Origin of the sequence: Campylobacter sp. CFSAN093227, assembly GCF_012897855.1 — a bacterium.
Lineage (GTDB): Bacteria > Campylobacterota > Campylobacteria > Campylobacterales > Campylobacteraceae > Campylobacter_D > Campylobacter_D jejuni.
The window spans coordinates 1354123-1378863 of the sequence record NZ_CP040610.1 but is presented as its reverse complement, the minus strand read 5'-3'; the positions used below and the strand labels follow the sequence as shown (position 1 = coordinate 1378863).

Below are 24741 nucleotides of genomic sequence, written 5' to 3'. Positions count from 1 at the left end.
TTATGGATATAAAAAAAATATTAGCAGAAGTTAAGCGTGGTTGTGCAGAGCTTATTGATGAAGAAAGAATAGAAAAATTAATTAAAAATTATTATGAAAAGGGTGAAAATTTCTTTATAAAGGCGGGGTTTGATCCTACAGCGCCTGATTTACATTTAGGTCATAGCGTGGTTTTAACAAAAATGGCTTTTTTGCAAAAACATGGAGCTATTGTGCAGTTTTTGATTGGAGATTTTACAGGACAAATTGGCGATCCAAGTGGAAAAAGTGCAACGCGTAAAAAGCTGGATAAAGAGCAAGTTTTAATCAATGCTAAAACTTATGAAACGCAGGTTTTTAAGGTTTTGGATAAAGAAAAAACACAGATTAAGTTTAATTCTACTTGGCTTAATGAACTTGGAGCCGCGGGTATAGTAGAGCTTACTTCAACTTTTAGTGTAGCTAGAATGCTTGAGCGTGACGATTTTACCAAGAGATTTAAAGAGCAAAGTCCTATTTCGATTTGTGAGTTTTTATATCCCTTACTTCAAGGATATGATAGTGTGGCTTTAAAAAGCGATATTGAAATGGGTGGAACGGATCAAAAATTTAATCTTTTGATGGGAAGACAGCTTCAAAGAGTTTATAACATAGGAAAAGAACAAGCTGTGATTATGATGCCTTTACTCGAAGGTTTAGACGGTGTAAACAAAATGAGTAAGAGTTTAAATAATTACATTGGTGTTACAGAAAAAGCTAATGATATGTATGCTAAAATTTTAAGTATTAGTGATGAATTGATGTTTAGATATTATGAACTTTTAAGTCAAAAAAGTCTAGAAGAAATTGCGCAAATAAAAAAAGATATAGAACAAGGCAATTTACATCCTAAAAAAGCTAAAGAAAATTTAGCTTTAGAGATTACAGAGCGTTTTCACTCCAAAGAAGAGGCTAATAATGCTAAGTCTGAATTTGATAGAATTCATTCTCAAAATGCTTTGCCAAGTGATATGGCTGAGTTTGAAATACAAGGAAAAATTTGGTTTGCTAAGGCTTTGGTTGAATGTGGTTTGGAAAGTTCTACTTCTGCGGCAAGAAGAAGCATCAGTGCTAATGCAGTAAGTGTAAATTCTCAAAAAGTTAGCGACGAGCAAATGTATTTAGAACAAGGAGAATACATCTTACAAATAGGTAAAAGAAAATTTGCAAAATTAAAGGTAAAAGAATGAATTTACAACCCTTACAAATAGGAAAACATACTATAAAATATCCCATTTTTCAAGGGGGAATGGGACTAGGCATAAGCTGGGATAGATTAGCTTCTGCAGTTTCTTTAAATGGTGGACTTGGGATTATTTCTTCTGTGGGAACAGGATATTATGAAGAAAGAAAGTATGCAAGTAAAGAATTAAACGCTAAGCCTTATGGAAGTGAAAATTTTTACTCACGCAAGGGTTTGCAAGCTTTGATTAATAATGCAAGAAAAGTTTGTGGCGATGCACCTTTGGGGTGTAATATCTTATGTGCAAGTAATGATTATGCAAGAATAGCACGCGATGCTTGTGAGGTTGGTTTTAATGTGATTGTTTCAGGTGCTGGACTTCCTACAAATTTACCTGAATTTACTGCAGATTTTCCTGATGTGGCTTTAGTGCCTATCATTTCATCTGCAAAGGCTTTAAAAATTATTTGCAAAAGATGGCAAAGCCGTTACAATCGCTTGCCTGATGCAGTGGTTTTAGAAGGGCCAAAAAGTGGAGGTCATCAAGGTTTTACTTATGAGCAGTGCTTAGATCCAAATTATCAGCTAGAAAAATTAATCGCTCCTGTGGTAGAAGAGGCTAAAAATTGGGGGTCTTTTCCCGTGATTGCTGCAGGTGGAATTTGGGATAAAAAAGATATAGAAAATGCTATTTCTTTAGGGGCTAGTGGTGTTCAAATGGGAACGCGTTTCATAGGAACTTTTGAATGTGATGCGAGTGAAGAGTTTAAAAGCGTTTTGCTAGCTTCTAAAGAAGAAGATATAGAGCTTATTAAATCTCCTGTGGGCTATCCTGCTCGTGGAGTTAGAACCAATCTTTTAAATTTGGTAGATAAAAGAATGGGTCCAAAGATTAATTGTATAAGCAATTGTGTAGCGCCTTGTGGACGTGGAAAAGAGGCGACTAAAGTAGGGTATTGTATAGCAGATAGGCTTTTTGATGCGTGGTCAGGCAAAAAAGAAACAGGACTTTTCTTTACAGGTGCAAATGGATATCGTTTAGATAAGCTTATCAGTGTTAAAGAACTTATGGAAAAATTGGTTAATGGTGAATAATGGCTAAAATTTTTGTATTTTTAGTATTTGCTTTCACAACTCTTTTTGGAGCTTATGAAAATGAACTTGCAAATTTTGATAAAAATTTTATCGGTTCTAAAAGTGAAGTGCAAGTAAAATTTCACCATCAGCTCAAAAGCCTTTATATACAAAGTGTTATTCATGAAGATGAAAAAACTAAAATTGAAATTTTAAAAAGATTGATCATCAGTTCAAATGCTTTAAATTTAGATGACAAGTCATATGCTAATGAGTTAAAAGAAAGTGGTATAAGTGAAGCAAGTATTAATGCTTTAAGAAAGGCTGTTATTAAAGATATTAAGGTTCAAAATATTTCTCAAGACACTGAAAAAACAACTTTTGAACCTATAAAAACAGTTCAAAAAAATGAAAAAAAATCATCTAACGAACAAATAAAAAATACAGAAAAAACAAATTCTAAAACTTCGCAAGCACCAAAGAGCAGTATCGTTTCTAAAGCAAAAAGCGATGATAAAATTTATGTTTTAAAGTCAAGTAAAACAAACCAAGGTGTAGAGTTTGAACTAAATGCAGATTTGGATAAGGATCAATTAAAAAGTTTTGCTTTAGACGAAAAAGGAAACTATCGTTTTATTAGTGATTTTGATGGGGTTTTAGAAGGGGGTAAAAAAGAGTTTAAATTTGATGACTATCGTTTAGTGATTTCACAATTTAATCCCAAAACCATACGCATAGTGGTTTATGCTAAAGAAAAAATTCCTATTGATATATCTTTTAAAGAAGAAAAAATAATTTTTTCAAAAGAAACTACTAGCCAAAAAAAGACTGAGCAAGTTAGTAAAATTTCAGAGAAAAAGCAAGATCAAAAAGCAGAAATTAAAACCAAAGTTTTAGAAACAAAAAAACAAGATAAAAAAACCAATAATGAAAAAGAAAATCAAGAACCTTTATATGTTTTAGATGTGGATAAAATTTCTAATGCTGTGGTGTTAAATTTAAGCGATGATTTAGATGAAAAAGAAATAGCAGTATTTGATACCAAAGATCAAAAATTCCGATATGTTGTAAGTTTTAAAGGTGTGTTAGAAGGTAATAGAAAAAGCTTTACCTTTGGACAAAATACAATTGTCGTTACGCAATATAATCCAAAAATTGTTCGTGTGGTTTTGAGTGCTCCTAAAGAATTTAAACTTTTAAAAAAGTTGGATAATAAAAATCTCACTTTAGGTTTTCATGCGCAAACTTCAAGTCAAAATGTAGATAAAAAAGCAACTCAAAGTTTTAATAAAACCTTAAGTACGAGATACAAATCAGGAAAACTTATAGTTATCGATGCGGGGCATGGTGGAAAAGATAGCGGTGCTTTAAGTGATAAAAAAGGAAGTTTAAAAGAAAAAGATATAGTTTTAAGTACGGCTTTAAAACTTGGAAATGAACTTAAAAAACGCGGTTATAAAGTGCTTTATACTAGAAGTTCGGATAAATTTATTAATCTTCGTGATAGAACCAAATATGCCAATGATAAAAGAGCGGATTTGTTTATTTCTATACATGCTAACGCAGCACCAAATGCCACAAAAGCCAAAAGTAGCGAAGGCGTGGAAACTTTCTTTTTAAGTCCTGCAAGAAGTGAAAGAAGTAAAAAGGCAGCAGAAAAAGAAAATCAAGGGGATTTTGAAGAGATTAATTATTTCTCAAAACAAAGTATTTTAAATTTCTTAAATCGTGAAAAAATCGTTGCTTCAAATAAACTAGCCATTGATGTACAAAAAAATATACTCACTCAAACACGCAAAAAGTATAAAATTGTAGATGGCGGTGTAAGAGAAGCACCTTTTTGGGTTTTAGTAGGTGCGCAAATGCCTGCAATTTTGATTGAAATTGGCTATATTACACATCCAAATGAAGGCAAAAGAATCGCCAATAAAGCTTTTCAAGATTTATTGGTTAAGGGTATTGCCGATGGAGTTGAGAGTTATTTTTATAATAACCGATGAAAAAAGCTAAGCTAATTTTTAAGGATAATACTCCTTTTTCTTTGGATTTTGATGATTTTTATTTTAATTCCAAAGATGGCTTAAATGAAAGCAAATTTGTTTACACTCATTCTTTTGAATGGAAAAATCAAGAAAATTTCATTATCGCAGAGAGTGGTTTTGGTATAGGTTTAAATTTTTTTCTTACTTTGAAACGCTTTTTAGAAACTACTCCTTCTAAGCGTCCTAAAAAACTTTTTTATATCAGTATAGAAGCTTTTTATATCGAAAAAGAACAATTAAGAGAAATTTATCAAAAACTAGGATTTTATGAAGAGTTTAAAGAGCTTTTAGAACAATTTTTAAAATTTTATCCTAAGGCTAAAGAAGGAATTTATCGTTTTTATTTTGAAGATTGTTTTTTAGATCTTGTTTTTGAAGATATAGCTGTTTTAAAAGAATTGAATTTTAAAGCTGATGTTTGGTATTTAGATGGATTTTCTCCAAATAAAAACTCGCAAATGTTTGATGAAAATTTAATCTTTGAAGTGGCAAGGCTTTCTAAAAAAAATACACAAATTTGCACCTTTTCTTCGGCAAGTTTTTTGCAAAAAAAATTAAAAAAATATGGTTTTAGAGTAGAAAAAACCAAAGGTTTTAGAAAAAGAGAAATGATTAAAGCTTATTTGGAAAATGAGCTTGAGTTTAAAGACAAAGAAGCGTATTTTTCAAGAACATTTTCATCTTTAAAAAATAAAAAAGTAGCTATTATTGGTGCGGGTATATCAAGCGCTGTTTTAGCTTATGAACTTAGTTTAAGGGGTTTTGAGATAGATGTTTTTGAAAAATATTTAGAATTAGGCAAGGGTGCAAGTGGAAATGAAAGTGGAATTTTAAGCTCTTTAATCTTAAAGCCTAAGGTAAATTTAGGGGAGTTTTCAGAGCTTTCTTTTATAGAGGCAAGTCGTTTTTATAGACAAATTTTAGATTTAGAATTTAAGGGTGTGGTGGAGTTTGCACATAATGATTTAATGCAAGAAAGATTTGACACGCAAAGAGAAAATGTTTTGTTTAAAATTTCAAAAAATCAAGCTTTTTTAGAAGAGGGTGGAGTGATTTTTCCAAAAAAATTGGTTAAAAATCTTTTTGAAAAAAGCAAAGCTTGTATATATTTTAATCATGAATTTCAAGCTTATAAATTTGAAAATGGGTGTTTTAGTTTAAAATTTAAAAATGATGTTGTTAAAAGCGATTATGCGGTTTTGATTTATGCTATGGGTGCAGATACAAAAGATTTTGTTTTTTATGATGAGATGAAATTAAGCAAAGTAAGAGGTCAAGTTACACATCTAAAACCTTTTTTAGATACCCCATTTCCTTTATCTTCTAAGGCTTATATTTGCCCTGTAAAAGATGATTTGCAAGTAATTGGTGCAAGTTATGATAGGCTTAATGCAAGTTTAGAATCAAAAGAAGAAGATGATAAACAAAATATAGAAAATATAGCCGATTTTATGGATAAAAATACAAAATTAGAAATCATAGGTTCTAAAGTAGGTTTTAGATCTTATTCGAGTGATCGCTTTATGATAGTTGGAAATGCTTATGATGAAGCGTTTTATAAAGAAGAATATAAAGCTTTATTATGGACAAAAAATAAGGAGCAAAAACCAGCTAAAATGTCTTGTAATTTGTATTTTAATTTTGCTCATGGGTCAAGGGGTTTTAGTACAAGTGTTTTAGCGGCAAGGTATTTGTGTGCATTGATAAATAATGAACCCTTGTGTTTAGAAAAAAAATACATCCACGCTATTCATCCTGCAAGATTTTTGATTCGCAAACTTAAAAAAGGCTTATGATTAAGCTTTAATTAAGAGTGATGCTAATATTTGCTTATGATAGTAAGTTTTTAACTTTATTTTAACTTCCTTTATTTTATTATTATAGAGAATAAATTTCATGTTACAAAGGAAATATAATGATTGATTATCATCAAATAGAGTCGCGTTTATCGACTCTTGAAAAGCTTCCTTCTTTGAAAGACAATGATAATATTACAAAAGCATTAGAAAAGTCAGGTTTTTCTAGAAGGGATTTTATGAAATGGGCAGGTGCTATGACGGCATTTTTGGCTTTGCCAGCGAGTTTTACTCCTATGGTGGCAAAAGCTGCTGAGCTTGCTGATAGGCTTCCTGTTGTGTGGCTTCATATGGCTGAGTGTACAGGCTGTAGTGAGAGTTTGTTAAGAAGTGATACTCCAACGATTGATAGTTTGATTTTTGATTATATTTCTTTAGAATATCACGAAACAGTGATGGCTGCAGCAGGTTGGCAAGCTGAAGAAAATTTAGAAAATGCCATTCAAAAGCATAAAAATAAATACATTTTAATGGTTGAAGGTGGTATCCCTATGGGTGATACGGAGCATTTTTTAACCATAGGTGCACATGGAAAAACAGGCTATGAACTTTCAAAAATGGCAAGTGAAAATGCTTTGGCGATTTTTGCTATAGGAACCTGTTCTAGCTTTGGAGGAATTCAAGCCGCAAGACCAAATCCTAGCAACGCGCAGCCTTTAAGCAAAGTAACAAGTAAAACTGTGATCAATGTTCCAGGCTGTCCTCCAAGTGAAAAAAATATAGTGGGTAATGTGCTTCATTATTTATTATTTGGTGAGTTACCAGCACTTGATGTGTATAATAGACCAAAATGGGCTTATGGTTTAAGAATTCATGATCTTTGTGAAAGACGCGGACATTTTGATGCAGGTGAATTTGTACATGCTTTTGGGGATGAAGGAGCAAAACAAGGTTTTTGTCTTTATAAAGTAGGTTGTAAAGGGCCTTATACTTTTAATAACTGCTCAAGAGAGAGATTTAACCAGCACACTTCTTGGCCTATTCAAGCAGGGCATGGTTGTATAGGTTGTTCTGAGCCTAATTTTTGGGATACTATGGGACCTTTTGAAGAGCCTATGGCTAGTCGTAAATTTGATACTGTTTTTGGTTTGGGTGCGGATAGTGTTTCAGATAAAATCGGTATAGGTGTGCTTACACTCACAGGCGTTGCTATAGCAGCACACGCAGTTATATCTTCCATGCAAAAAGATAAGGAATAAAAATGAGTCAAAAAATAATCGTAGATCCTATTACAAGAATTGAAGGGCATTTAAGAGTTGAAGTTGTTGTTGATGATAACAATGTGGTAAAAGAAGCTTATGCGGGCTCTACTTTGTGGCGTGGTATTGAAACCATAGTAAAAGGGCGTGATCCAAGAGATGCGGGTTTTATGACGCAAAGAATTTGCGGAGTTTGTACTTTTTCACATTATAAAGCAGGTATAGTTGCTGTTGAAAATGCTTTAGGTATTACTCCGCCTTTAAATGCGCTTTTAACAAGAACTTTAATGAATGCGGCTTTATTTTTACACGATCATATTGTGCATTTTTATCAACTTCATGGGCTTGATTGGGCTGATGTGGTAAGTGCTTTAAGTGCTGATGTTAAAAAAGCAAGCGATGAAGCTTTTAAATACACTTCAAATCCTTATGCAACAGGTGCGGATAAACTTCTTGAAGTGCAACAAAGACTTAAAACTTTTGTAGATAAAGGAAATTTAGGACCTTTTGCTAATGCGTACTATGGTCATCCAACTTATCGTTTAAATCCTGAGCAAAATTTAATCGTTCTTTCTCACTATCTAGAATGTTTAAGAATTCAAAGAATCATTGCTCAATGTATGGCGATTTTTGGAGCTAAAAATCCACATCCACAAAGCTTAACCGTTGGTGGTGTAACTTGCGTTATGGATTTACTCGATCCTGCAAGAATGGGTGAATATATGGTTAAATTCCAAGAAGTGCAAGACTTTGTTAATCGTGCGTATTATCCTGATCTTGTGATGGCAGGAAAAGCTTATGCACATGAAGCAAGTGTTTTAAATGATATAGGGGTAAATAATCTTTATACCTTTAAAGAATTCCAAATCGGAAGAGATGAATGGCTTTTTGAAAGTGGTATTATCAAAAATGGAGATTTAAGCAAGGTTTATGAAGTAGAAGAAGATAAGATTACTGAAGAGGCAACTCATTCTTGGTATGCAGACAATGAACCTTTACATCCTTATGACGGCAAAACAAATCCAAATTATACAGGACTTGTAGATGGGGAAAGCGTAGATCATCATGGAAATAATGTTCATTCTAAAGTGTTTGATACTAAGGGTAAATATAGTTGGATTAAAGCTCCACGCTATGAAGGAAACCCTATGCAAGTAGGACCTTTAGCAAATATCGTTGTAAATTATGCTAAAGGTAATCAAAATGTTGTTCCTGTAGTAGATGAGTTCTTAAAAGAAACAGGACTTCCTTTAAATGCTGTATTTAGTACACTTGGAAGAACAGCTGCTCGTTGTATTGAAGCAAAAATCGTTGCAAATAATGCTTTAAAAGCGTTTAATAATTTAGTTGAAAATTTAAAAGTAGACCAGAGTACTTGTGCTCCTTATGTGATCGATAATTCTAAAGAATACAAAGGACGCTATATGGGGCATGTGCCACGCGGAACATTAAGCCATTGGTGTAGAATTAAAAATGGTGTTATTGAAAATTGGCAAGCTGTGGTGCCTTCTACTTGGAATGCAAGTCCAAAAGACGCAAATGGCGTAGGTGGAAGTTATGAGCAATGTTTGATAGGACTTAAAATCGCTGATGTAAAACAACCACTTGAAATCATTAGAAAAATTCACTCTTATGATCCTTGTATTGCTTGTGCGGTGCATGTAATGGATACTAAGGGCAATAATCTAAGTGAATATAAAGTGAATGTCAATTTATAAGGAGGCTTTCATGCAAAACAAAGAAGAAAAATTGCAAAGAAAAGCTGAATATGAATTTAGCATAGGTTTGCGTTTAACGCACTGGGTAAGAGCTATTGCTATAGTGATTCTTATTGGCACAGGGTATTATCTTTCCTATGTGTTCCAAAGCCCTATTAGTAACGGTGAACCCGTAAATTTTATGCAAGCAAAATACCGCTTAGTACATCAAGCGGTGGGTTTTGTTTTAATCGCTTGTATTATTTTTAAAGTATATTTGTTTTTCTGCGATAAGGTAAGCGCAAAAGAACGCAGAAGTGTATGGGATATTTTTAATATCAAATTATGGATAGAACAAGTAAAATTTTACATTTTCTTAGGAAAACATCCGCATTTAAAAGGGGTTTATAATCCTTTGCAATTTGTAACTTATTTTTTCTTTTATCTTGTGATATTAGGTATCATTCTTACAGGGCTTATTCTTTATACTCATACTTACCATGAGGGCTTAGGTGGGCTTTTATATCATATTTTAAGACCGCTTGAAGCTGCAATGGGCGGTTTGGCCGATGTAAGAACTTATCATAGAATTTTGATGTGGGTAATTATGATTTTTGTGCCAGTACATATTTACATGGCGATTTTTAACGCAGTAAAAGGTAAAGATGGTGCTATGGATGCTATTATTAGCGGATATAAATTTGTAAAAGAAGAAAAGCATTGAAATTCTTAGTCCTTGGAATAGGTAATATCATGTTTGCGGATGAAGGCTTAGGCGTTCATCTTTGCAAACAACTTGAAAAAAACTACAAATTCACTCATTCTGAATTTACTTTAGATTTTGTTGATGGTGGAACTTTGGCTTTGCAGCTTAGCTATATCATCGCTCGATACGATAGACTTATCGTTTTAGACTGTATAGAAGCGCAAGGTGCGAGTATAGGAGATGTATTTTTCTTTCCTTATGATGCTATGCCTAATAAAATTAGCTGGAGTGGAAGTGCCCATGAAATAGAAATGCTTCAAACCTTACAATACATGGAACTTGCAGGAGATTTGCCTAAAACACACATCTTAGCTTGTGTGCCAAAGCGTATTGAAGCGATGAGTTTTAAGCTTTCAGATGAGCTTATACAAGGAGCTAAAATCATGGAAAAAACTTTACTTGATTTTTTAAGCAAGGAAGGTTTTGCTTATGAAAAGATTGCGGATTTTTCTTTGCAAGAATTAGCCGATATTTCTTATAAAAATTACTAAATTTTTGTTCTAAAATTCATAGCTTTATTTAAAGAGATTAAATCCACATTTTCTAAATTTACACCACTTGGAATTCCTTGAGCGATTTTACTAAAAGTTAGGTTTAAGCCTTTAAATTTATCCTCTATAAAAAAGATAGTTGCATCAGAATTAATGCTATGTGTCAATGCAAAAATGAGCTCAGAGATATTTAGCTTAAGTATGATTTGCTTTAGTTTTTCAAGTTTTTCTTCATTTAACTCATCTAAAACAAAATATAGCCCATTGTAACTTTGACTCTCTTCGAGTGTTAATATATCTTTTGGGCTTTCAACTATACATAAAATGTTTTTATTTCTTTCTTCATCGCTACAAATTTCGCAAAGCTCATTTTCGCTTAAAGCACCGCATTGCTCACAAGGTTTTATAAAGCGGATAGCATTTTCTATATTGTGTGCGAGTTTCATACCATCGATTTGATTATTTATGCAAAGGTGATAAGCAAGCCTTATGGCGGTTTTTTTTCCTATGGTAGGTAAATTTGCAAAACTTTCAACAAGTTCATTGAATTTTTCCAGGCCTTTTACCATTATTTTTCTTTATCTCCAAAGAAAATTTTAAAGCAATGCTTTCCATCATCATAAAAATAAATCAAATCAAAATTATGCAGTTTACATACCTCTGAAACTATATAAAGTCCTAGTCCCATACCTTTGACTTGATTGTGTTTTTCTCTTGTAAAAGCTTCAAGATAATGCTCTATAGGCTCTGCTAAAGGTTTGCCTGGATTTTTAATGGTAAAACATTCTTTACAACAAAAAAGCTCACAAGTACCATTGTTTGAGTATTTTAAGGCATTATCGATAAGATTTTTTAAAATTACAGAGAAAATTTCCATATCAACATTGATTAAAGCGTCATATCTTATATCGACTTTTACAACTTTATTAAAATCATCTATCATAAGGTGTTCTTTAGCTTCTTCAAGTATAGTGCTAAAACGACTAGGTTTAAAGTGTAAGTTGTAGTTTTTTGAAAATAAATTTTCGATTTTGGCAAATTCATTGATCAAAGAATCCATGCGTAAAAATATAGCGATAAGTCTTTCTTTTTGTCTGTCTTCTTTGATCATTTCAGAAATGATTCTCCCTTTTCCTATAGGGGTTTTTAACTCATGCATGATTGTTCTTAGGAAAAGTTGTCTTGATTGGATTAATTCTTGGTTTTTCTTGAAAGCTTTTTGAAATTCAAAGGCGATCTTGCCTACTTCATCTTCTTGATAGTCTAGAAAATCAGGTTGTTCCCAATTTGCAACTTCGGCAACTTGTCTTCTTAATTTTTTTAAAGGTTCTAAGGATTTTAATACAGAAAAATACATAAAAACAACCAACAAAGAAAAAGAGAAAAATCCTATCAATAAAAGATTATAAACCCTATCACTAGTATTTTCTTCATACAAGCCATCAAAATCTTTACATTGAACATCAAAATAAAGATTGCTATGATATTTTAAAGAAGAAAGAGTACAAAGCTCTCCGCCTGCTTTAAAAAGTGATTGTCCATTATTTCTTATAGCTTTTACAAGATTGGGATTTTGTACAGCGTTAAAACCGCTGTTTCCAAGATAAGCTCCTATTTCAACACCTGAAGTGTTTTCATAGGAGATGAGTAAATTTTTTATAAGATTTTCTTGTTTTAAACTTTCTTCTTCATTATAGGTATTCCCTTCTATTTTTAAAAGAACGATAAAAAGCACACAAACCAAGAAAAAAGTAACAACAAATAAAATAATCAGTTTGGTATGAATAGAATAATTTTTTGTCATCCTATCAGTTTATATCCTATACCTCTAACAGAAAAAATATGTTTTGGAGATTTTGAACTATCTCCTATTTTTACCCTTAAGCGACCGATGATAACATCAAGGCTTTTAGAATCTTTATCTTTTAGATTTTTACAGCGACTTACAAGCTGTTCTCTTGAAACACTATATCCGTGTTGTTGGATAAGGTATTCTAAAATTTCAAATTCAGCAGGAGTAAGTGTTAAAACTTTATCTTCATAGGTGATCTCATGTCTTCTTTCATCAATTTTGAAAGCAGAGTTAATATTTTCATTATTAGTGTGTTCAACTCTTTTTGTGCGACGAATAAGACTCATAATCCTTGCATACATTTCTTTTGGATCGTAAGGCTTTGGTAGATAATCATCAGCACCGATTTGAAGCCCCACAACTTTATCGCTTAAGTCACCTCTAGCTGATGAGATGATAATAGGAATATTGCTTTTTTGTCGGATTTCTCTACAAACTTCAAGACCATCAATTCCAGGTAAAGTTAAATCTAAAATCAGACAATCATAGCCTTGAATACCCACATTTAAAGCACTTTTAGGATTTTCAAAATTTGTGATTTTAATATTAAATTGCGCTAAATATTCAGATAATAATTGTGCAAAGTCAGGATCATCTTCTATCATCAACACATTAATCATTCTAGTGTCCTTGTAAATTTTTATGTAGTCTTTAAAATCTTTACATAATTTTATTTAAAATTTGATAAATTATTGATTTTATTTTTGCTAAAATTATATTTTTGAATTTTTAAAATTAAAATTCTAGTAAAATTTTAAATTTTTTAAAGGAATAATGTGGAAATAAGTTATTATGAAATTCTTGAAATCACGCAAAATGCTGATAAAGAAACCATAAAAAAAGCCTATAGAAAAATGGCTTTAAAATATCATCCTGATAGAAACCAAGGTGATAAAGAAGCAGAAGATAAATTCAAGCTTGTTAATGAAGCCTATGAAGTTTTAAGCAATGATGAAAAGCGAGCTATTTATGATAGATACGGAAAAGATGCTTTAAAAGGCGGTGGATTTGGTTCTGGTAGCTCAGGTTTTGGTGGTTTTGAGGATTTAGGAGATATATTTTCTAGTTTTTTTGGAGAAGGCTTTGGCTCATCGCGTCGTAGAAAAAGTTCAAATGATGAGAAAATCCCTTCAGATTTTATCGTTAATTTAAAATTAAGTTTTAAAGAAGCGGTTTTTGGTTGTAAGAAAAATATAGACTTTACTTATAAATGCTCTTGTAAAACTTGTAATGGAACAGGGGCTAAAGATGGAAAGCTTCAAACTTGTCCAAAGTGTCAAGGTAGAGGACAGGTTGGGGTTTCTCAAGGTTTTATCACTTTTGCACAAACTTGCCCTGATTGTCAAGGAATTGGAGAAAAGGCTAGTGAAAAATGTAGCGATTGTAAAGGTTTGGGTTATAATGAAAGCAAAGATAGTGTCGAGCTTAATATCCCAGAAGGTGTAGATACAGGTATGAAACTTCGTGTCAATGCTAAAGGCAATATCTTAAAAAATGGCACTAGAGGGGATATGTATGTTAAGATCATCGCTGCTGAAGACGATACTTTTATAAGAGATGATGATGATATATATATAGAATTTCCAGTGTTTTTTACCCAGGCTATCTTAGGACAAAGTATAAAAGTACCTACCATACGCGGTGAAGCGACTTTAAATTTACCAAAGGGTGCTAAAGATGGACAAAGATTTGTACTTGAAAAAGAAGGGGTAAAAGATGTTCATAGTTCTCGCATAGGAAATCAAATCGTTCAAATTTCTATCAAATTTCCAACTTCTTTAAACGATGAACAAAAAGAACTTTTAGAAAAACTAAGTGAAAGTTTTGGCATCAAAGATGGTATGCATCAAGAGCAAAAAGGGCTTTTTGAAAAAATCACTAATTGGTTTAAGTCTTAATTTTCCTAAAGCGTTTTAGCTTGGGAAAATTTTTTATATAAATTTAAGTTTTAAAAATCAGGCATAAAAAAAGGCGGAGCAAAACCCCGCCCTTGAAGTTAGACTTGAAAGCTTCTTAGAATTTGTAAAGAGCTTGAAGTCTTACAGTGCTATGATCAGCACTTTCATTAGTGTTTACGCCTTGATCTAGGTTCACATAAGAATAGAATGCTGAGAAGTTAAGTTTTGGAGAGTATTTGTAATCTACTCTTGCAACAGCTTCAAGTTTTTTACCACCACCTAAATGACTAGCAGCTTCTGTTTTTGTTCCACCATATACGAAGTCAGCACCAACGCGAACTGTTTCGTTGAAAGTATATCCACCAGTTACATAACCGAAGATATTTCTACCAGTATCACCATTTAGTCTTGAACCAGTAGTATAGAAAATTTCCTCACCTGCAAGTAAAGAACCAAGATTACCTTGATCTTCGATTACAACTGTAGAAGCTTTTTCTTTATCACCGTAGTATAAACCACCAAGGCTAGCATCCCAACCATTTACTTCAATGCTACCTTTTAAAGCAAATAAATTGCCATTAGCGTGTGTTTTATCATCAAGTTCGCTATCAAGGCTATTTCCTAAGTAAGCACCTTCAAGTGTCCAGTTGATTCCATCAAAGATAGTTGTACTATAAGCTGCATCTACAGCATAGAAGAATGCTACTTGATCCCAATAAGCTAACCATAATTGTGGGTTGAATTGTCCGCCAGCGATATCATAAGAACCTACAGCAGCAGCACCGTAAAGATTTCCTACTGAATCTACTTTAAAAGGAGCTTGATTTGATGTTGTTGAAATATTACTATGTCCTAATAAATCTGCACCTTGCTCTGCAGCCATGAAGCTATCTGCAGCAAAAGCAGCTAGAGTTAAACCATCGATGCTGTTATTTACTACTTTAACACCTGTGCCAACTAAACCATCAATAGCGTTATCCGTCCAGATAAGGTTTAATTGTTGTTTACCAGCGATTACACTTGTAGCAACATCTTCATTTGTATAAGTTAAGTATAATTGACGAACAAAAAGTCCTTTTTCGGCATTTTTTACGTTATTAACACCAGTGCCACCATCAACAGCGTTGTAGTCAAACTGAATGAAAGCTTTGAAGTTATCAGCTATAGCAGCACTGAAGTTAACTTGTGCTCTATATTTGTGATCTTGTTTGTTGTTGTTTAAATTTGAGTTGTTAACGAAATTTTTATCAAAATTACCTGTATCGTATCTGTATCTTAATACACCTGATACATCAACATCTTTGATCGCTTCTTCAAGTGGAGTAGCGTTAGCTGCTGAAAAAGCACCTGCAGCAAGAGCTGCAACTAAACTAAGTTTAACTAGTTTCATGAGAATTCTCCTTGTCAAAAATTAATAAAACATTGTAATTGTAGCACATAAATTTGGAGTTTTTTCTTAAGAAGCACTTAAAATAGTAAAAATTTTAAATCCGAAGGATAAAAACATCTAAAGAAAAGCCTAGCTAAAGGGATTTAAGCTAGGCGTGTAATTTTAAGGAGTTTTTCTTATGAATGTTTTTCGGTTCGTTTAGAAGTATAAGCCTAAAAAGTAAACGAGAAGTAATATATAGTTGTTTTAAATTATTTTGATAAAAAAACAAGTAAATTTTTACAAGCTAGGGATAAAATTTTATAAGTTTCATCAAAATTCCCGCTATACCAAGGATCAGGGACTTCATCGTAGTTTAGACTAGGACTAAAATCAGTGATTTTTAAAACTTTGTTTTGGGTGTTGGTGAAGTTTTTTAAAACATTTTTGAAGTTAGAATTGTCCATGGTGATTAAAAAATCGCTTTCATCGCAAAGCTTTTGAGTGAGTTTTTTGCTTGTGAAGTTTTTGTGTTCTATGTTAAGTTGAGCAAGTTTGTTTTTGGTGCCATAGTGCATACCTTCTCCATCGTGTTCTCCTGAAGTTCCAGCACTGCTTATAAAAAATTCTTTTTCTAAATTTGCTTTTTTGACAAGATCTTTCATGATAAATTCTGCCATAGGCGAACGGCATATATTGCCTAAGCATATAAAGAGTATTTTTTTCATTTTTATCCTTGAGTTTTAATTAAAAATTATAAAAAATATCATACAATAAATCCATGGAAAATTTCAATAGAACTTTGCTTGTGTGTTGGTTTGGTGTTTTTACCACAAGTATGGGGCTTAGTCAAATCGCTCCGATTTTGCCTTTTTATATCAAAGAACTAGGACATGTTGATACGAGTGAAATAGCGTTTTACTCAGGGCTTGCTTTTGGGATCACTCCACTTTTTATGGCTGTTTTTTCACCTTTGTGGGCTTTTTTGGGTGCAAAGTATGGTTATAAAAATATGCTTCTTCGTGCAAGTTTTGGGATGTCGGTTTTAACCTTATGGCTTAGCTTTGCTCATAGTGCTTTAGAAGTAGTTTTTGTGCGGGGTTTAACAGGGATAATTTCAGGTTTTACTTCTGCTGCTGTTGTGTTTATCGCTGTGATAGCACCTAAAGAAAAAGTGGCTTATGCTTTAGGAACTCTTTCTACGGCTTCTATAAGTGGAAGTTTGCTTGGGCCTTTGTTTGGTGGCTTTGTGGCTGAATTTTTTAGTATTAGTACGGTTTTTGATATGGTGGCTTTTTTGATCGCTTGTTCTTTTGTGACGATTTATTTTTTCATCCATGAGAGAAAAATTCAAAAAGAGGCGAAGAAAAATACTCAAAAAGTGAAAGAAAACAAAACCCTTATTATCGTTCTTTTTATCACTACTTTTGTGATACAATTTGGTACTTTTGGAGTGATGCCGATTTTAAGTATCTATGTTGAGCAAATTCATCAAGGTGGAAATTTGGCTCTTTGGGCGGGTATAGTAGTGGCTGCAAGTGGGATTAGCAATCTTTTTTTCGCACCAAAACTTGGAAAAATCGCCGATAAGATAGGGCCTAGTAAGATTATTTTTGGAGCTTTGATATTTTGTGGAATTTGCTTTTATTTGCAGGCTGTAGTAAGTAATGTTTATACGCTTATTTTCGTGCGTTTACTTATAGGTGTAGGACTTGGAGGGCTTTTGCCTTGTGTGAATGCCTTGCTTAAAAAAAGTGTGAGTGCTAAAAATTTAAGTGTGATTTTTGGTTTTAATCAAACTTGTCAATTTTTGGGAAATTTTTGTGGAGCTTTTGGCGGAGGGATTATGGCTTCACATTTTAGCGTGGAATTTGTTTTTACTTTTGTGTGTTTGATTTTTATCATTAATGCTTTTATTTTCTTAGCGTTTGAGAAAAAATATATCTTTTCAAATCAAGGTTTATAAATTTAGAAAGGTTTAAAATGGAAATGATTTTATTTGTTTTAGTGATGATTTTACTTGTACTTTTGTTTGTAGTGCTTTTTAGGCAGTATAAAAGCCCTAAAATAGAAGAAAAAAGCACGCAAAGTTTTAGCGATATCATGCAGCTTAAATCCATAGGAGAATTAAGTGTTTTTCAAGTTTTTAGTAAAGAGATTGTCACTAAAAAAGATAGCGCTTTTAATGGAATTTGGAAAAATCTTTTAGGATGGTCTTTGAGTGAAAGACAGATTGCTTTGATTTTTGAATTTGAGATCACTTTCTTGTATGATTTAAGGGATAAAAACTTTGATATTTTGCCTTTAGGGGACGATGCTTATAAGATCATCATGCCAGAGTGTAGATACAAACACAGCATCATAGATATGAAATTTTATGATGAAAAAAATGCTAAATTTTTACCTTTTTTACTGCCTGATTCTATCAATAGTACGGGGATTAGTTTTAGCGAAAGTGATAAAAACAAACTCATAAAAGAAGCCAAAGATGAGGTTAAAGACTTGTCTTTAAATCTTATCCAAAATTTAGAAAGCAAAATTCATAAAAGTGCTAAGGATACTTTAGAAGCTATTGCTAAAGGTTTTGGAGCTAAGAGAGTGGAATTTGAATTCAAGGATAACACGCAAAAGCTAGATATTAACTAGCTTTTTTCTTGTTTTACTTGGGGGGGGGTAATGCTTAGTTTGTTATTTTGTAAATTTTTTGATTATTTCATAGTTTTGCAAAAGCTGTTCAAAAGAAAAATTTAAATTTGCAGGAGAAGTTGAGGGTAGGGCTATGGCTTTTAAGCGAGGGTGGAATTTAATAAAAAATTTATAAGCACTTTGTCCAGTAGTAAAAATGGCTTGGATTTTGGTTTGAGAAAGGATCGGGCTTAAATCATTGGCTTTTGCATAACTTACAGTTTTATCATCTGAATTTTTTATCTTGCAACTTTGAAGTACATCCCAAAGAGCGATATGTTTTTTTCTTAAAAAGGCTTGTTGTTCTGTGATATTTTCTAATCTTACATCAAAAAGTGTTTCTAGTATAGGCCAAAAACGATTTCTTGGGTGTTGATAATAAAAGCCATCTTGTCTTGATTTTACCGAAGGAAAAGATCCTAAAATTAAGATTTTAGAATCTTTGTCAAAAAAAGGCTCAAAAGGATGAGTTAGAAATTCGCTCACTCACACAAATCCACAGAAATTTTTCCGTTTTTAATTTCGCTGATTTTAACTTTTAAGCTTTGGTTTTCGCTTAAATTAAGATGCTTGCTTTTTGAACTATGCAATAAACCATCAACACCATTTTTAAGTTCCACAAAGACTCCAAAAGGAGCGATTTTTTTAACAATACCTTGAAATTCTTGCCCAAGTTCAAAGCCTGATATATCTTTGTCTTTAGGGCCTTTTTTAGTTCCTTTTTGAGAGCTTGTGATGTTTATGATGTAGTCTTTTGCGGCTTTGATTTGTTCGTTTTGACTACCTGCTATTTTTACTTCACCTTTTTCGCGATCTAAGTCTATAGAAACGCCAAATTTTTCTACGATTTCTTTGATGGTTTTTCCGGCTTGTCCTATGATATCAACGATTTTTGAAGGATCAACGCTAAAAAGCTCAAGTTTAGGTAAAACTTCTTCATTGACTATGATTTCTTTGGCGGCTTCTTCCATGATATTTAGAATGTGAATTCTTCCTTCTTTGGCTTGGTATAAAGCTTGTTTTAGTATTTCTTGATCGATTCCACCTAGTTTTATATCCATTTGAAGAGCAGTAACGCCGTCTTTGCTTCCTGCTACTTTAAAGTCCATATCCCCATCATGATCTTCAAGTCCCATGATATCTGTTAAAACAGCATACTTGTTATCTTCAAAGATAAGCCCCATGGCTACTCCTGCAACAAGTTTTAAGCTTGGCACTCCTGCTGCTTTTAAGGCTAAAGATCCGCCGCAAACCGTTGCCATAGAACTTGAGCCATTGCTTTCTAAAATTTCACTGACTAAGCGGATTACATAAGGATAGTTTTCATCTACACTTGGATAAAGTGCTCTTTTGGCTAAATTTCCATGTCCTAGTTCTCTTCTTCCTGGAGCTTTGATAGGACTTGCTTCGCCTACTGAAAAACCTGGAAAATTATAATTTACCATAAAGCGTTCGCTTATAGGATTTTTTTCTGTAAGCAAGTCTATCATTTGAGCATCGTTTTCTCCGCCTAAGGTTGCAACCACTAGGGCTTGAGTTTGTCCACGAGTGAAAAGACAAGAACCATGAGCGTTTGGTAAGATGTTGGTTTCTATATTAATAGGACGCACTTCGTTTAAACTTCTACCATCAGCTCTTTTGCCTTCATTTAAAATTTGCTCACGAATAAGTTTGCGTTTGACTTTAGCTAAGGTATTTAAGACACTTTCTTCGCTCCACTCTTTAGCGATTTCAAGATTTGAAATTTCTTTAGCGATTTTATTTAGTTCGCTTGCTCTTTCGCTTTTTGCCATTTGGTTGATGGCTTCTTTGATTTGTTTTTGGAAATTATTTTCTATAAAAGCTAAAATTTCAGGATATTCAATCTCATTTTTTAGTTCGATTTGAGAATTTTTTTCGTGTTTGCTAAAGGCTTCTTCATAAGCATTTGAACCATTTAATATAGCTTTTTGAGCTAAATTTAGAGCTTCTAAAATTTCATCTTCGCTAAGTTCATTCATATTTTGTGAAGTGGTTTGAGTTAAAACATCAGCATAAGGAGCTTCGATAAAGATTTCATTTTCTTTTTGATCAGGTAAGGCTCTCATTTCTATCATCAAAAGCTCATCTTTTACACCTGCTACATAGAGATCTAGGGTGCTATTTTGAAGCTCTTCATTGTTTGGATTGAGTATGAAATTTCCATCTATCTTTCCTATACGCACACCACATACTGGAGCTTTCATAGGTATATCACTAAGATAAAGTGCCACGCTTGCGGCATTTAAGCTCATTACTTGCAAATCTACTTTAGGATCAGCTGAGAGAACCATCACAACGATTTGAGTCGGATAAGCATAGCCTTTTGGAAAAAGAGGGCGTAAGCTTCTATCAATAATGCGTGCTGTTAAGGTTTCTGCATCGCTTGGCTTGGTTTCTCTTTTGACATAACCACCAGGGATTTTTCCTGCGGCATAAGCTTTTTCGATGTATTGGACGGTTAGAGGTAAAAAATCTTCTTCAACTTGTTTTTCTTCTCTTGCAACTGTAGCTAGAACAACGCTTTTGCCTTGTCTCATTAAAACAGCACCGGCAGCTTGTTTGGCGACTTTGTCTATATTAAATATTTCTGTATTTTTGTTAATTTCTATGCTGTATTGCATTATTTTCCCTTTTTTACCAGATAATAAATTCGTAAAATTTTTTAAAATATTTAGCAAATTTCATCCTTTTTAAATTTTGTTTTCACTTTCTGCTAAAGAGAAATCGTATTTTACTCCTCCTAAAGGATAGAAGTTGAAAATAAAATAAACTCCGCTTTGATTTTTAGCTGTGATACCACCACTTGTGAGTTGTGGATCGATTCTTTCTCTATACATTAAAGAATAGTTCCAACATTTTCTTTGGTAGGTATAGCCAAGTTCCCACATGTTTGCATGAGCTCTTTGAGTATCAAACCAAATTCCACCAAATAAATTGTAATTAGGTGTGGCAATATAATTTGCTCTTGTACCAATAAAGCTATATTTTCCATACTCATCGTTTTGATAAGCATGAGAAAACATCCAATTAAATTTTGAATTTGTATTGACTTCTATTTGGCTGATGACATTGGTAAAGCGACTTTGTTCATAAGAGTAAAGCACTTCGCTGTTGAGATTGATGTTTTCATTAAAATAATAAGTTAAAAGATTTTCAAGTTCATAGAATTCATTTTGTTTATTGAGATAGTCAAGCGAAATTCTGTGTTTGAGTTTTTTTTGTCCTTCGTTGTTATAGAAATATTGCACAGCATAAAGACTTGTATGCTCGTTTTCTTTGTCGTATTCTTCAAGATAATCTTGCGTGATTTTACCTGATTTTGCTCCTGGTAAAACGTAATTCACCCCTAAATTTAAAGTATGAAAGAAATTTTCATAAGCTTTTGAAAGATCGGTGTAGAGATTAAAATCATGAGTGTTTCTGAAATAATGCTCATGGTTTCTTTCGGGATTGTTGCTATAATTTACAAAAGAAGCATAAAATCTTTCTGTAAAAGTAAAGTGTAAAAAGTCTCCAAAAAAAGCGTTGTGATACGAGATAGGCAAGTCTAAATTTAGCTCATTTGCATAAGAACCAGCAGGTCGGTAAAAATTATGAAATGAAGCATCAAATGAATAACGCAAGCGTTCATCAAAAAGGTTATTTAAAAATCTATGATATTGAAAGCTTGGATATTCTTGTAAGGTTGTATTGTTGCTAAGTTTAGATGTGTCGATATAATATCTTGCATAAGCTCCGTAAAAATTGTTTTCATCAGCTAAAAAATAATTGATTTTGGAGGTTACAAGCGAGTTAAGATCTCGATAATCCCTACTTCCTAAATTTAAATAATCCACATCGTTGAGATAGGTTGCATCTATCCATAGACCTTCTTGAAAATTATCACTGAGTAAAGATTTGATTAAATCATCTCTTGAGTATTTTAGTTCTATTCCATAGTGGGTTTGATTTTTCAAATTTTCATCGTGAAAATAGGAGCTATTTTCCCTAAAAGCACCAAAATTTAATTCTCCTGTTGAATATGGAGAATCAAGAAATCTTAAAGTAGAATAAAGTCCAAAACCACGGTTTGTTCGAATTTGTGGATCAAGTTCTAAATCCCAATTTTCTTGAGTGGCTATATAAATAGGTTGTTCATAGTATAAGCCTTCGCTACTTTTTAAAACGATTTTTGGGATTAAAAGCCCGCTTTGTCTATGAGTATCAGCGCTAAATCCAAAATAAGGTAGATAAAAAACTGGGGTATTTTTAACATATAATCTTGCATTGTAAAGATGAACAAAATTGGTTTCCCGGTTAAGCCAGCCTTTTGAAAAACGAATTTCCCAATCAGGATCTTCAACATTGCAGCTTGAAACTGCTGAAACTTTGCTTTCAAAGACTTTATCATTTAGATGGCTTGTTTTGCTTTGAAACCATACTTCAAGATTGTTATTGGAAAAGAAAAAATTACTAAAATCGGCTTGATTGGAATTTAGGTTGATTTTAGCATAATCAGAATGTGATCTTTCGTTTTGTCCCCTTAGGATGTTAACATCGCCAAAAAGCTCAACATCTCCGGTTTTTTCATTGTAAATTGCTTTATTGGCAGTGATGAAATAAAAATCAGAAAAAATAATAACATCATTGTTCGCAGTAAGAATATCACCTTCTTTTTTTGCATCAAGAGCGTAAATATCAACTTGTGCTGCATTTAAAGCTATGCTAGTTCCTAGCAATAGGGAAAATTTACGCCACATCGACTACTATTGTCCTTGCTAGATAATCCTCCCAAGCTTTGCGTAAATCATTGCTTAAAGCCCAAGCAAATCCAAGCATAAACGCCATAGCACTAACTTGTCTTACGGCAGACCTGATGCAACTTTGAATGAGATTGGGTTTATCAAGAAGATTTTCATCCAAGATGATAATTTTGCATAATATTTTTCCCAAACTTGCCCCATAAAGATAAGTAAAAATTGCTTGATAACTAAAATGAAGCAAGATGAAGCCAAGGTAAAAATTTCCTACAATTTGAGTTGTTTCAAATAAATCTTTTGCTTGGATTAGACGATCATAAAAAATGATAAACACAATCAAAGAAATAACCATATCATCGATTAAAAAAGCTAGAACTCTTTTTCCAAAACTTGCTATTTTTAGATTTTCACGCTCTAAGCGGTCTTGTAAATTTTCTTTCATTTCAGAACCTGATGAGCGATGTCTTTTCTGTATTGTTTTCCTTTGAAATTTACATTATCACAAAGTTTATAAGCATTTTTTTGCGCTTCTTCTATACTTTTTCCTGTGCCAACGCAAACTAAAACTCTTCCACCATCAGCCATTAATTTGCCATCTTCTAGGCTTACTCCAGCATAAGAAATATGAGAGTTTTCAGGAATGTTATTTACAGTAATTTCACTTTTTGGTGAACTTTTGTAAGGATAGTTTTCACTTGCGCATACAACCCCTACTGCAAATTCTTTTTTGATTTTGATTTTTGAGTGTCTTAAGCGTCTTTGAGTAGCAGCTAAAATAAGCTCTAAAGGATCTTCGATTAAAGGCATTAAAACTTCACATTCAGGATCGCCAAAGCGAACGTTAAATTCTAATACGTAAGGTTTATTTCCAACGATCATAGCACCTATAAATAAAACACCACAAAATTCCGCTCCTTCTTTTTTCATACCTGCTAAAGTTGGTAAAATAATATCTTTTTGAACTTTTCTAAGCAAGCTTTCATTCGCCAAAGAGCTAGGAGCGTAAGCACCCATTCCACCAGTATTTGGCCCTTGATCATTATCGAGTAATTTTTTGTGATCTTGTGCTGCAGGAAGTAAAACAAAATCATTGCCATCACATACTGCAAAAATGCTTAATTCATAACCATCTAAAAATTCTTCAATTACAACGAGTTTTCCAGCATCTCCAAAGCTTTCTCCGCTCAGCATTTTAGCTGTTTCTTCTATGGCTTCTTCATGAGTTTTAGCTATGATAACACCTTTTCCTGCGCAAAGTCCATCGGCTTTTACTACTATAGGAGGGGTTAAACTATATATAAAATTTTTTGCTTTTTCAATGTCATTTGTGTTTAAAAATTTGGCTGTTTTGATACGGTATTTTTTAAGAAAGCTTTTCATAAAAGATTTTGAGGTTTCAAGCATTGCAGCAGCTTTACTTGGCCCAAAAATAGCAAGTCCTTGTTGTTTAAAAATATCTACAACCCCTTCAGCTAAAAAACTTTCACTTCCTACTATACAAAGATCAAAACCTTTTTCTTTTGCATAGGTTGCTAAAACTACTGGATCTTTTAGGTTTAAATTTGTTCCAAGACTTTCGGTAGCGCCATTTCCAGGAGCAAAATAAAACTCTAAATTTTTGTCTACTCTTCTTAAGGCTAAAGCAATAGAATATTCTCTTGCACCACTACCCAAAATCATTATTTTCATTTATATCTCCTTTTAAACCCAAACAGCCGTTTAACAAAGATTGACCCCAAAAAGTCAAAGAAAACCGCTAGGTAATTTTTAAAGGCTGCAACTTCTCGCTTTTTTCAAAGCTCAAACGATGCCACAGAACACGGTAAATCACACAATCGCAGTTAATAAAAA

21 protein-coding genes are annotated in these 24741 nt (G+C 32.8%); 11 read left to right on the top strand and 10 right to left on the bottom strand.

Features of this window, described 5'->3' with window-relative positions:
* Positions 1-2 precede the first annotated feature (2 nt).
* From tyrS to FBF06_RS07170, 8 genes are all read left to right on the top strand, one after another.
* Positions 3-1208, top strand: coding sequence for a tyrosine--tRNA ligase (tyrS, locus tag FBF06_RS07205; protein WP_052795931.1), 1206 nt, complete (start codon positions 3-5; stop codon positions 1206-1208).
* Entirely contained in the window at positions 1205-2296 is a 1092-nt protein-coding gene (locus FBF06_RS07200) for a nitronate monooxygenase family protein (RefSeq protein ID WP_002857924.1), read from the top strand. The genes tyrS and FBF06_RS07200 overlap by 4 nt, the downstream gene beginning before the upstream one ends.
* Complete coding sequence (locus FBF06_RS07195) at positions 2296-4275, top strand: N-acetylmuramoyl-L-alanine amidase (RefSeq protein WP_168977602.1); 1980 nt, start codon at positions 2296-2298, stop codon at positions 4273-4275. Before FBF06_RS07200 ends, FBF06_RS07195 begins: the two co-directional genes overlap by 1 nt.
* Positions 4272-6113: a bifunctional tRNA (5-methylaminomethyl-2-thiouridine)(34)-methyltransferase MnmD/FAD-dependent 5-carboxymethylaminomethyl-2-thiouridine(34) oxidoreductase MnmC gene (gene mnmC, locus FBF06_RS07190; protein ID WP_002853748.1), complete on the top strand. Its 1842-nt coding sequence runs from the start codon at positions 4272-4274 to the stop codon at positions 6111-6113. The genes FBF06_RS07195 and mnmC overlap by 4 nt, the downstream gene beginning before the upstream one ends.
* Positions 6114-6232: 119 nt before the next feature.
* Entirely contained in the window at positions 6233-7372 is a 1140-nt protein-coding gene (locus tag FBF06_RS07185) for a hydrogenase small subunit (protein ID WP_052805622.1), read from the top strand.
* Positions 7373-7374: 2 nt separating this feature from the next.
* A complete protein-coding gene (locus tag FBF06_RS07180; RefSeq protein ID WP_168977601.1) occupies positions 7375-9090 on the top strand; it encodes a nickel-dependent hydrogenase large subunit in 1716 nt (571 codons plus the stop codon).
* 10 nt (positions 9091-9100) lie between these two features.
* Complete coding sequence (gene cybH, locus FBF06_RS07175; protein ID WP_002853700.1) at positions 9101-9793, top strand: Ni/Fe-hydrogenase, b-type cytochrome subunit; 693 nt, start codon at positions 9101-9103, stop codon at positions 9791-9793.
* On the top strand, positions 9790-10326 hold the full coding sequence (locus tag FBF06_RS07170) for a HyaD/HybD family hydrogenase maturation endopeptidase (RefSeq protein ID WP_002859319.1): 537 nt from the start codon (positions 9790-9792) through the stop codon (positions 10324-10326). The genes cybH and FBF06_RS07170 overlap by 4 nt, the downstream gene beginning before the upstream one ends.
* Here FBF06_RS07170 and recR read toward each other — a convergent pair.
* Genes recR through FBF06_RS07155 form a run of 3 tightly spaced genes read right to left on the bottom strand, consistent with a single transcriptional unit; the run spans position 10323 to position 12798 of the window.
* Entirely contained in the window at positions 10323-10895 is a 573-nt protein-coding gene (gene recR / locus FBF06_RS07165) for a recombination mediator RecR (RefSeq protein WP_002853446.1), read from the bottom strand. The two genes, FBF06_RS07170 and recR, sit on opposite strands and share 4 nt — an antisense overlap.
* Complete coding sequence (locus FBF06_RS07160; protein ID WP_002853970.1) at positions 10895-12130, bottom strand: ArsS family sensor histidine kinase; 1236 nt, start codon at positions 12128-12130, stop codon at positions 10895-10897. Before FBF06_RS07160 ends, recR begins: the two co-directional genes overlap by 1 nt.
* Positions 12127-12798, bottom strand: a complete 672-nt coding sequence (locus FBF06_RS07155; protein ID WP_002853168.1) for a response regulator transcription factor — start codon at positions 12796-12798, stop codon at positions 12127-12129. The genes FBF06_RS07160 and FBF06_RS07155 overlap by 4 nt, the downstream gene beginning before the upstream one ends.
* Positions 12799-12954: 156 nt before the next feature.
* Between FBF06_RS07155 and dnaJ the strand changes: the two genes are divergently transcribed.
* Positions 12955-14076, top strand: a complete 1122-nt coding sequence (gene dnaJ, locus FBF06_RS07150) for a molecular chaperone DnaJ (protein WP_002879671.1) — start codon at positions 12955-12957, stop codon at positions 14074-14076.
* Positions 14077-14191: 115 nt separating this feature from the next.
* On the opposite strand, the gene FBF06_RS07145 is transcribed toward dnaJ, so the two are convergent.
* Positions 14192-15466: a major outer membrane protein gene (locus FBF06_RS07145; protein ID WP_057036974.1), complete on the bottom strand. Its 1275-nt coding sequence runs from the start codon at positions 15464-15466 to the stop codon at positions 14192-14194.
* 251 nt (positions 15467-15717) lie between these two features.
* Positions 15718-16173, bottom strand: coding sequence for a low molecular weight protein-tyrosine-phosphatase (locus FBF06_RS07140; RefSeq protein ID WP_002853170.1), 456 nt, complete (start codon positions 16171-16173; stop codon positions 15718-15720).
* Between the two features lie 53 nt (positions 16174-16226).
* Here FBF06_RS07140 and FBF06_RS07135 point away from each other — a divergent pair, with 53 nt between their 5' ends.
* Positions 16227-17411 (top strand): MFS transporter, encoded by a 1185-nt coding sequence (locus FBF06_RS07135; protein ID WP_002878587.1) that lies wholly within the window; start codon positions 16227-16229, stop codon positions 17409-17411.
* A gap of 17 nt (positions 17412-17428) precedes the next feature.
* Entirely contained in the window at positions 17429-18091 is a 663-nt protein-coding gene (locus FBF06_RS07130) for a DUF4230 domain-containing protein (protein ID WP_002859315.1), read from the top strand.
* A gap of 42 nt (positions 18092-18133) precedes the next feature.
* On the opposite strand, the gene FBF06_RS07125 is transcribed toward FBF06_RS07130, so the two are convergent.
* The 5 genes from FBF06_RS07125 to purD all read right to left on the bottom strand — a co-directional run bounded on the left by FBF06_RS07125 (position 18134) and on the right by purD (position 24579).
* On the bottom strand, positions 18134-18616 hold the full coding sequence (locus tag FBF06_RS07125; protein WP_168977600.1) for a DNA-deoxyinosine glycosylase: 483 nt from the start codon (positions 18614-18616) through the stop codon (positions 18134-18136).
* On the bottom strand, positions 18613-20772 hold the full coding sequence (locus tag FBF06_RS07120; protein ID WP_069360718.1) for a polyribonucleotide nucleotidyltransferase: 2160 nt from the start codon (positions 20770-20772) through the stop codon (positions 18613-18615). The genes FBF06_RS07125 and FBF06_RS07120 overlap by 4 nt, the downstream gene beginning before the upstream one ends.
* Before the next feature lie 69 nt (positions 20773-20841).
* A complete protein-coding gene (locus tag FBF06_RS07115) occupies positions 20842-22890 on the bottom strand; it encodes an LPS-assembly protein LptD (RefSeq protein WP_002869655.1) in 2049 nt (682 codons plus the stop codon).
* Positions 22880-23332, bottom strand: coding sequence for an RDD family protein (locus FBF06_RS07110; RefSeq protein ID WP_002853161.1), 453 nt, complete (start codon positions 23330-23332; stop codon positions 22880-22882). The genes FBF06_RS07115 and FBF06_RS07110 overlap by 11 nt, the downstream gene beginning before the upstream one ends.
* Positions 23329-24579: a phosphoribosylamine--glycine ligase gene (purD, locus tag FBF06_RS07105; protein ID WP_002853212.1), complete on the bottom strand. Its 1251-nt coding sequence runs from the start codon at positions 24577-24579 to the stop codon at positions 23329-23331. Before purD ends, FBF06_RS07110 begins: the two co-directional genes overlap by 4 nt.
* Positions 24580-24741 lie beyond the last annotated feature (162 nt).

Coding starts and splice junctions, on each gene's coding strand:
- FBF06_RS07185 (WP_052805622.1), top strand. CDS start 6,233: ATGATTGATTATCATCAAATAGAGTCGCGTTTATCGACTCTTGAAAAG.
- FBF06_RS07120 (WP_069360718.1), bottom strand. CDS start 20,772: ATGCAATACAGCATAGAAATTAACAAAAATACAGAAATATTTAATATA.
- recR (WP_002853446.1), bottom strand. CDS start 10,895: ATGGTAAAAGGCCTGGAAAAATTCAATGAACTTGTTGAAAGTTTTGCA.
- tyrS (WP_052795931.1), top strand. CDS start 3: ATGGATATAAAAAAAATATTAGCAGAAGTTAAGCGTGGTTGTGCAGAG.
- FBF06_RS07140 (WP_002853170.1), bottom strand. CDS start 16,173: ATGAAAAAAATACTCTTTATATGCTTAGGCAATATATGCCGTTCGCCT.
- FBF06_RS07115 (WP_002869655.1), bottom strand. CDS start 22,890: ATGTGGCGTAAATTTTCCCTATTGCTAGGAACTAGCATAGCTTTAAAT.
- FBF06_RS07160 (WP_002853970.1), bottom strand. CDS start 12,130: ATGACAAAAAATTATTCTATTCATACCAAACTGATTATTTTATTTGTT.
- FBF06_RS07155 (WP_002853168.1), bottom strand. CDS start 12,798: ATGATTAATGTGTTGATGATAGAAGATGATCCTGACTTTGCACAATTA.
- FBF06_RS07180 (WP_168977601.1), top strand. CDS start 7,375: ATGAGTCAAAAAATAATCGTAGATCCTATTACAAGAATTGAAGGGCAT.
- purD (WP_002853212.1), bottom strand. CDS start 24,579: ATGAAAATAATGATTTTGGGTAGTGGTGCAAGAGAATATTCTATTGCT.
- FBF06_RS07200 (WP_002857924.1), top strand. CDS start 1,205: ATGAATTTACAACCCTTACAAATAGGAAAACATACTATAAAATATCCC.
- cybH (WP_002853700.1), top strand. CDS start 9,101: ATGCAAAACAAAGAAGAAAAATTGCAAAGAAAAGCTGAATATGAATTT.
- FBF06_RS07130 (WP_002859315.1), top strand. CDS start 17,429: ATGGAAATGATTTTATTTGTTTTAGTGATGATTTTACTTGTACTTTTG.
- mnmC (WP_002853748.1), top strand. CDS start 4,272: ATGAAAAAAGCTAAGCTAATTTTTAAGGATAATACTCCTTTTTCTTTG.
- FBF06_RS07145 (WP_057036974.1), bottom strand. CDS start 15,466: ATGAAACTAGTTAAACTTAGTTTAGTTGCAGCTCTTGCTGCAGGTGCT.
- FBF06_RS07135 (WP_002878587.1), top strand. CDS start 16,227: ATGGAAAATTTCAATAGAACTTTGCTTGTGTGTTGGTTTGGTGTTTTT.
- FBF06_RS07110 (WP_002853161.1), bottom strand. CDS start 23,332: ATGAAAGAAAATTTACAAGACCGCTTAGAGCGTGAAAATCTAAAAATA.
- FBF06_RS07195 (WP_168977602.1), top strand. CDS start 2,296: ATGGCTAAAATTTTTGTATTTTTAGTATTTGCTTTCACAACTCTTTTT.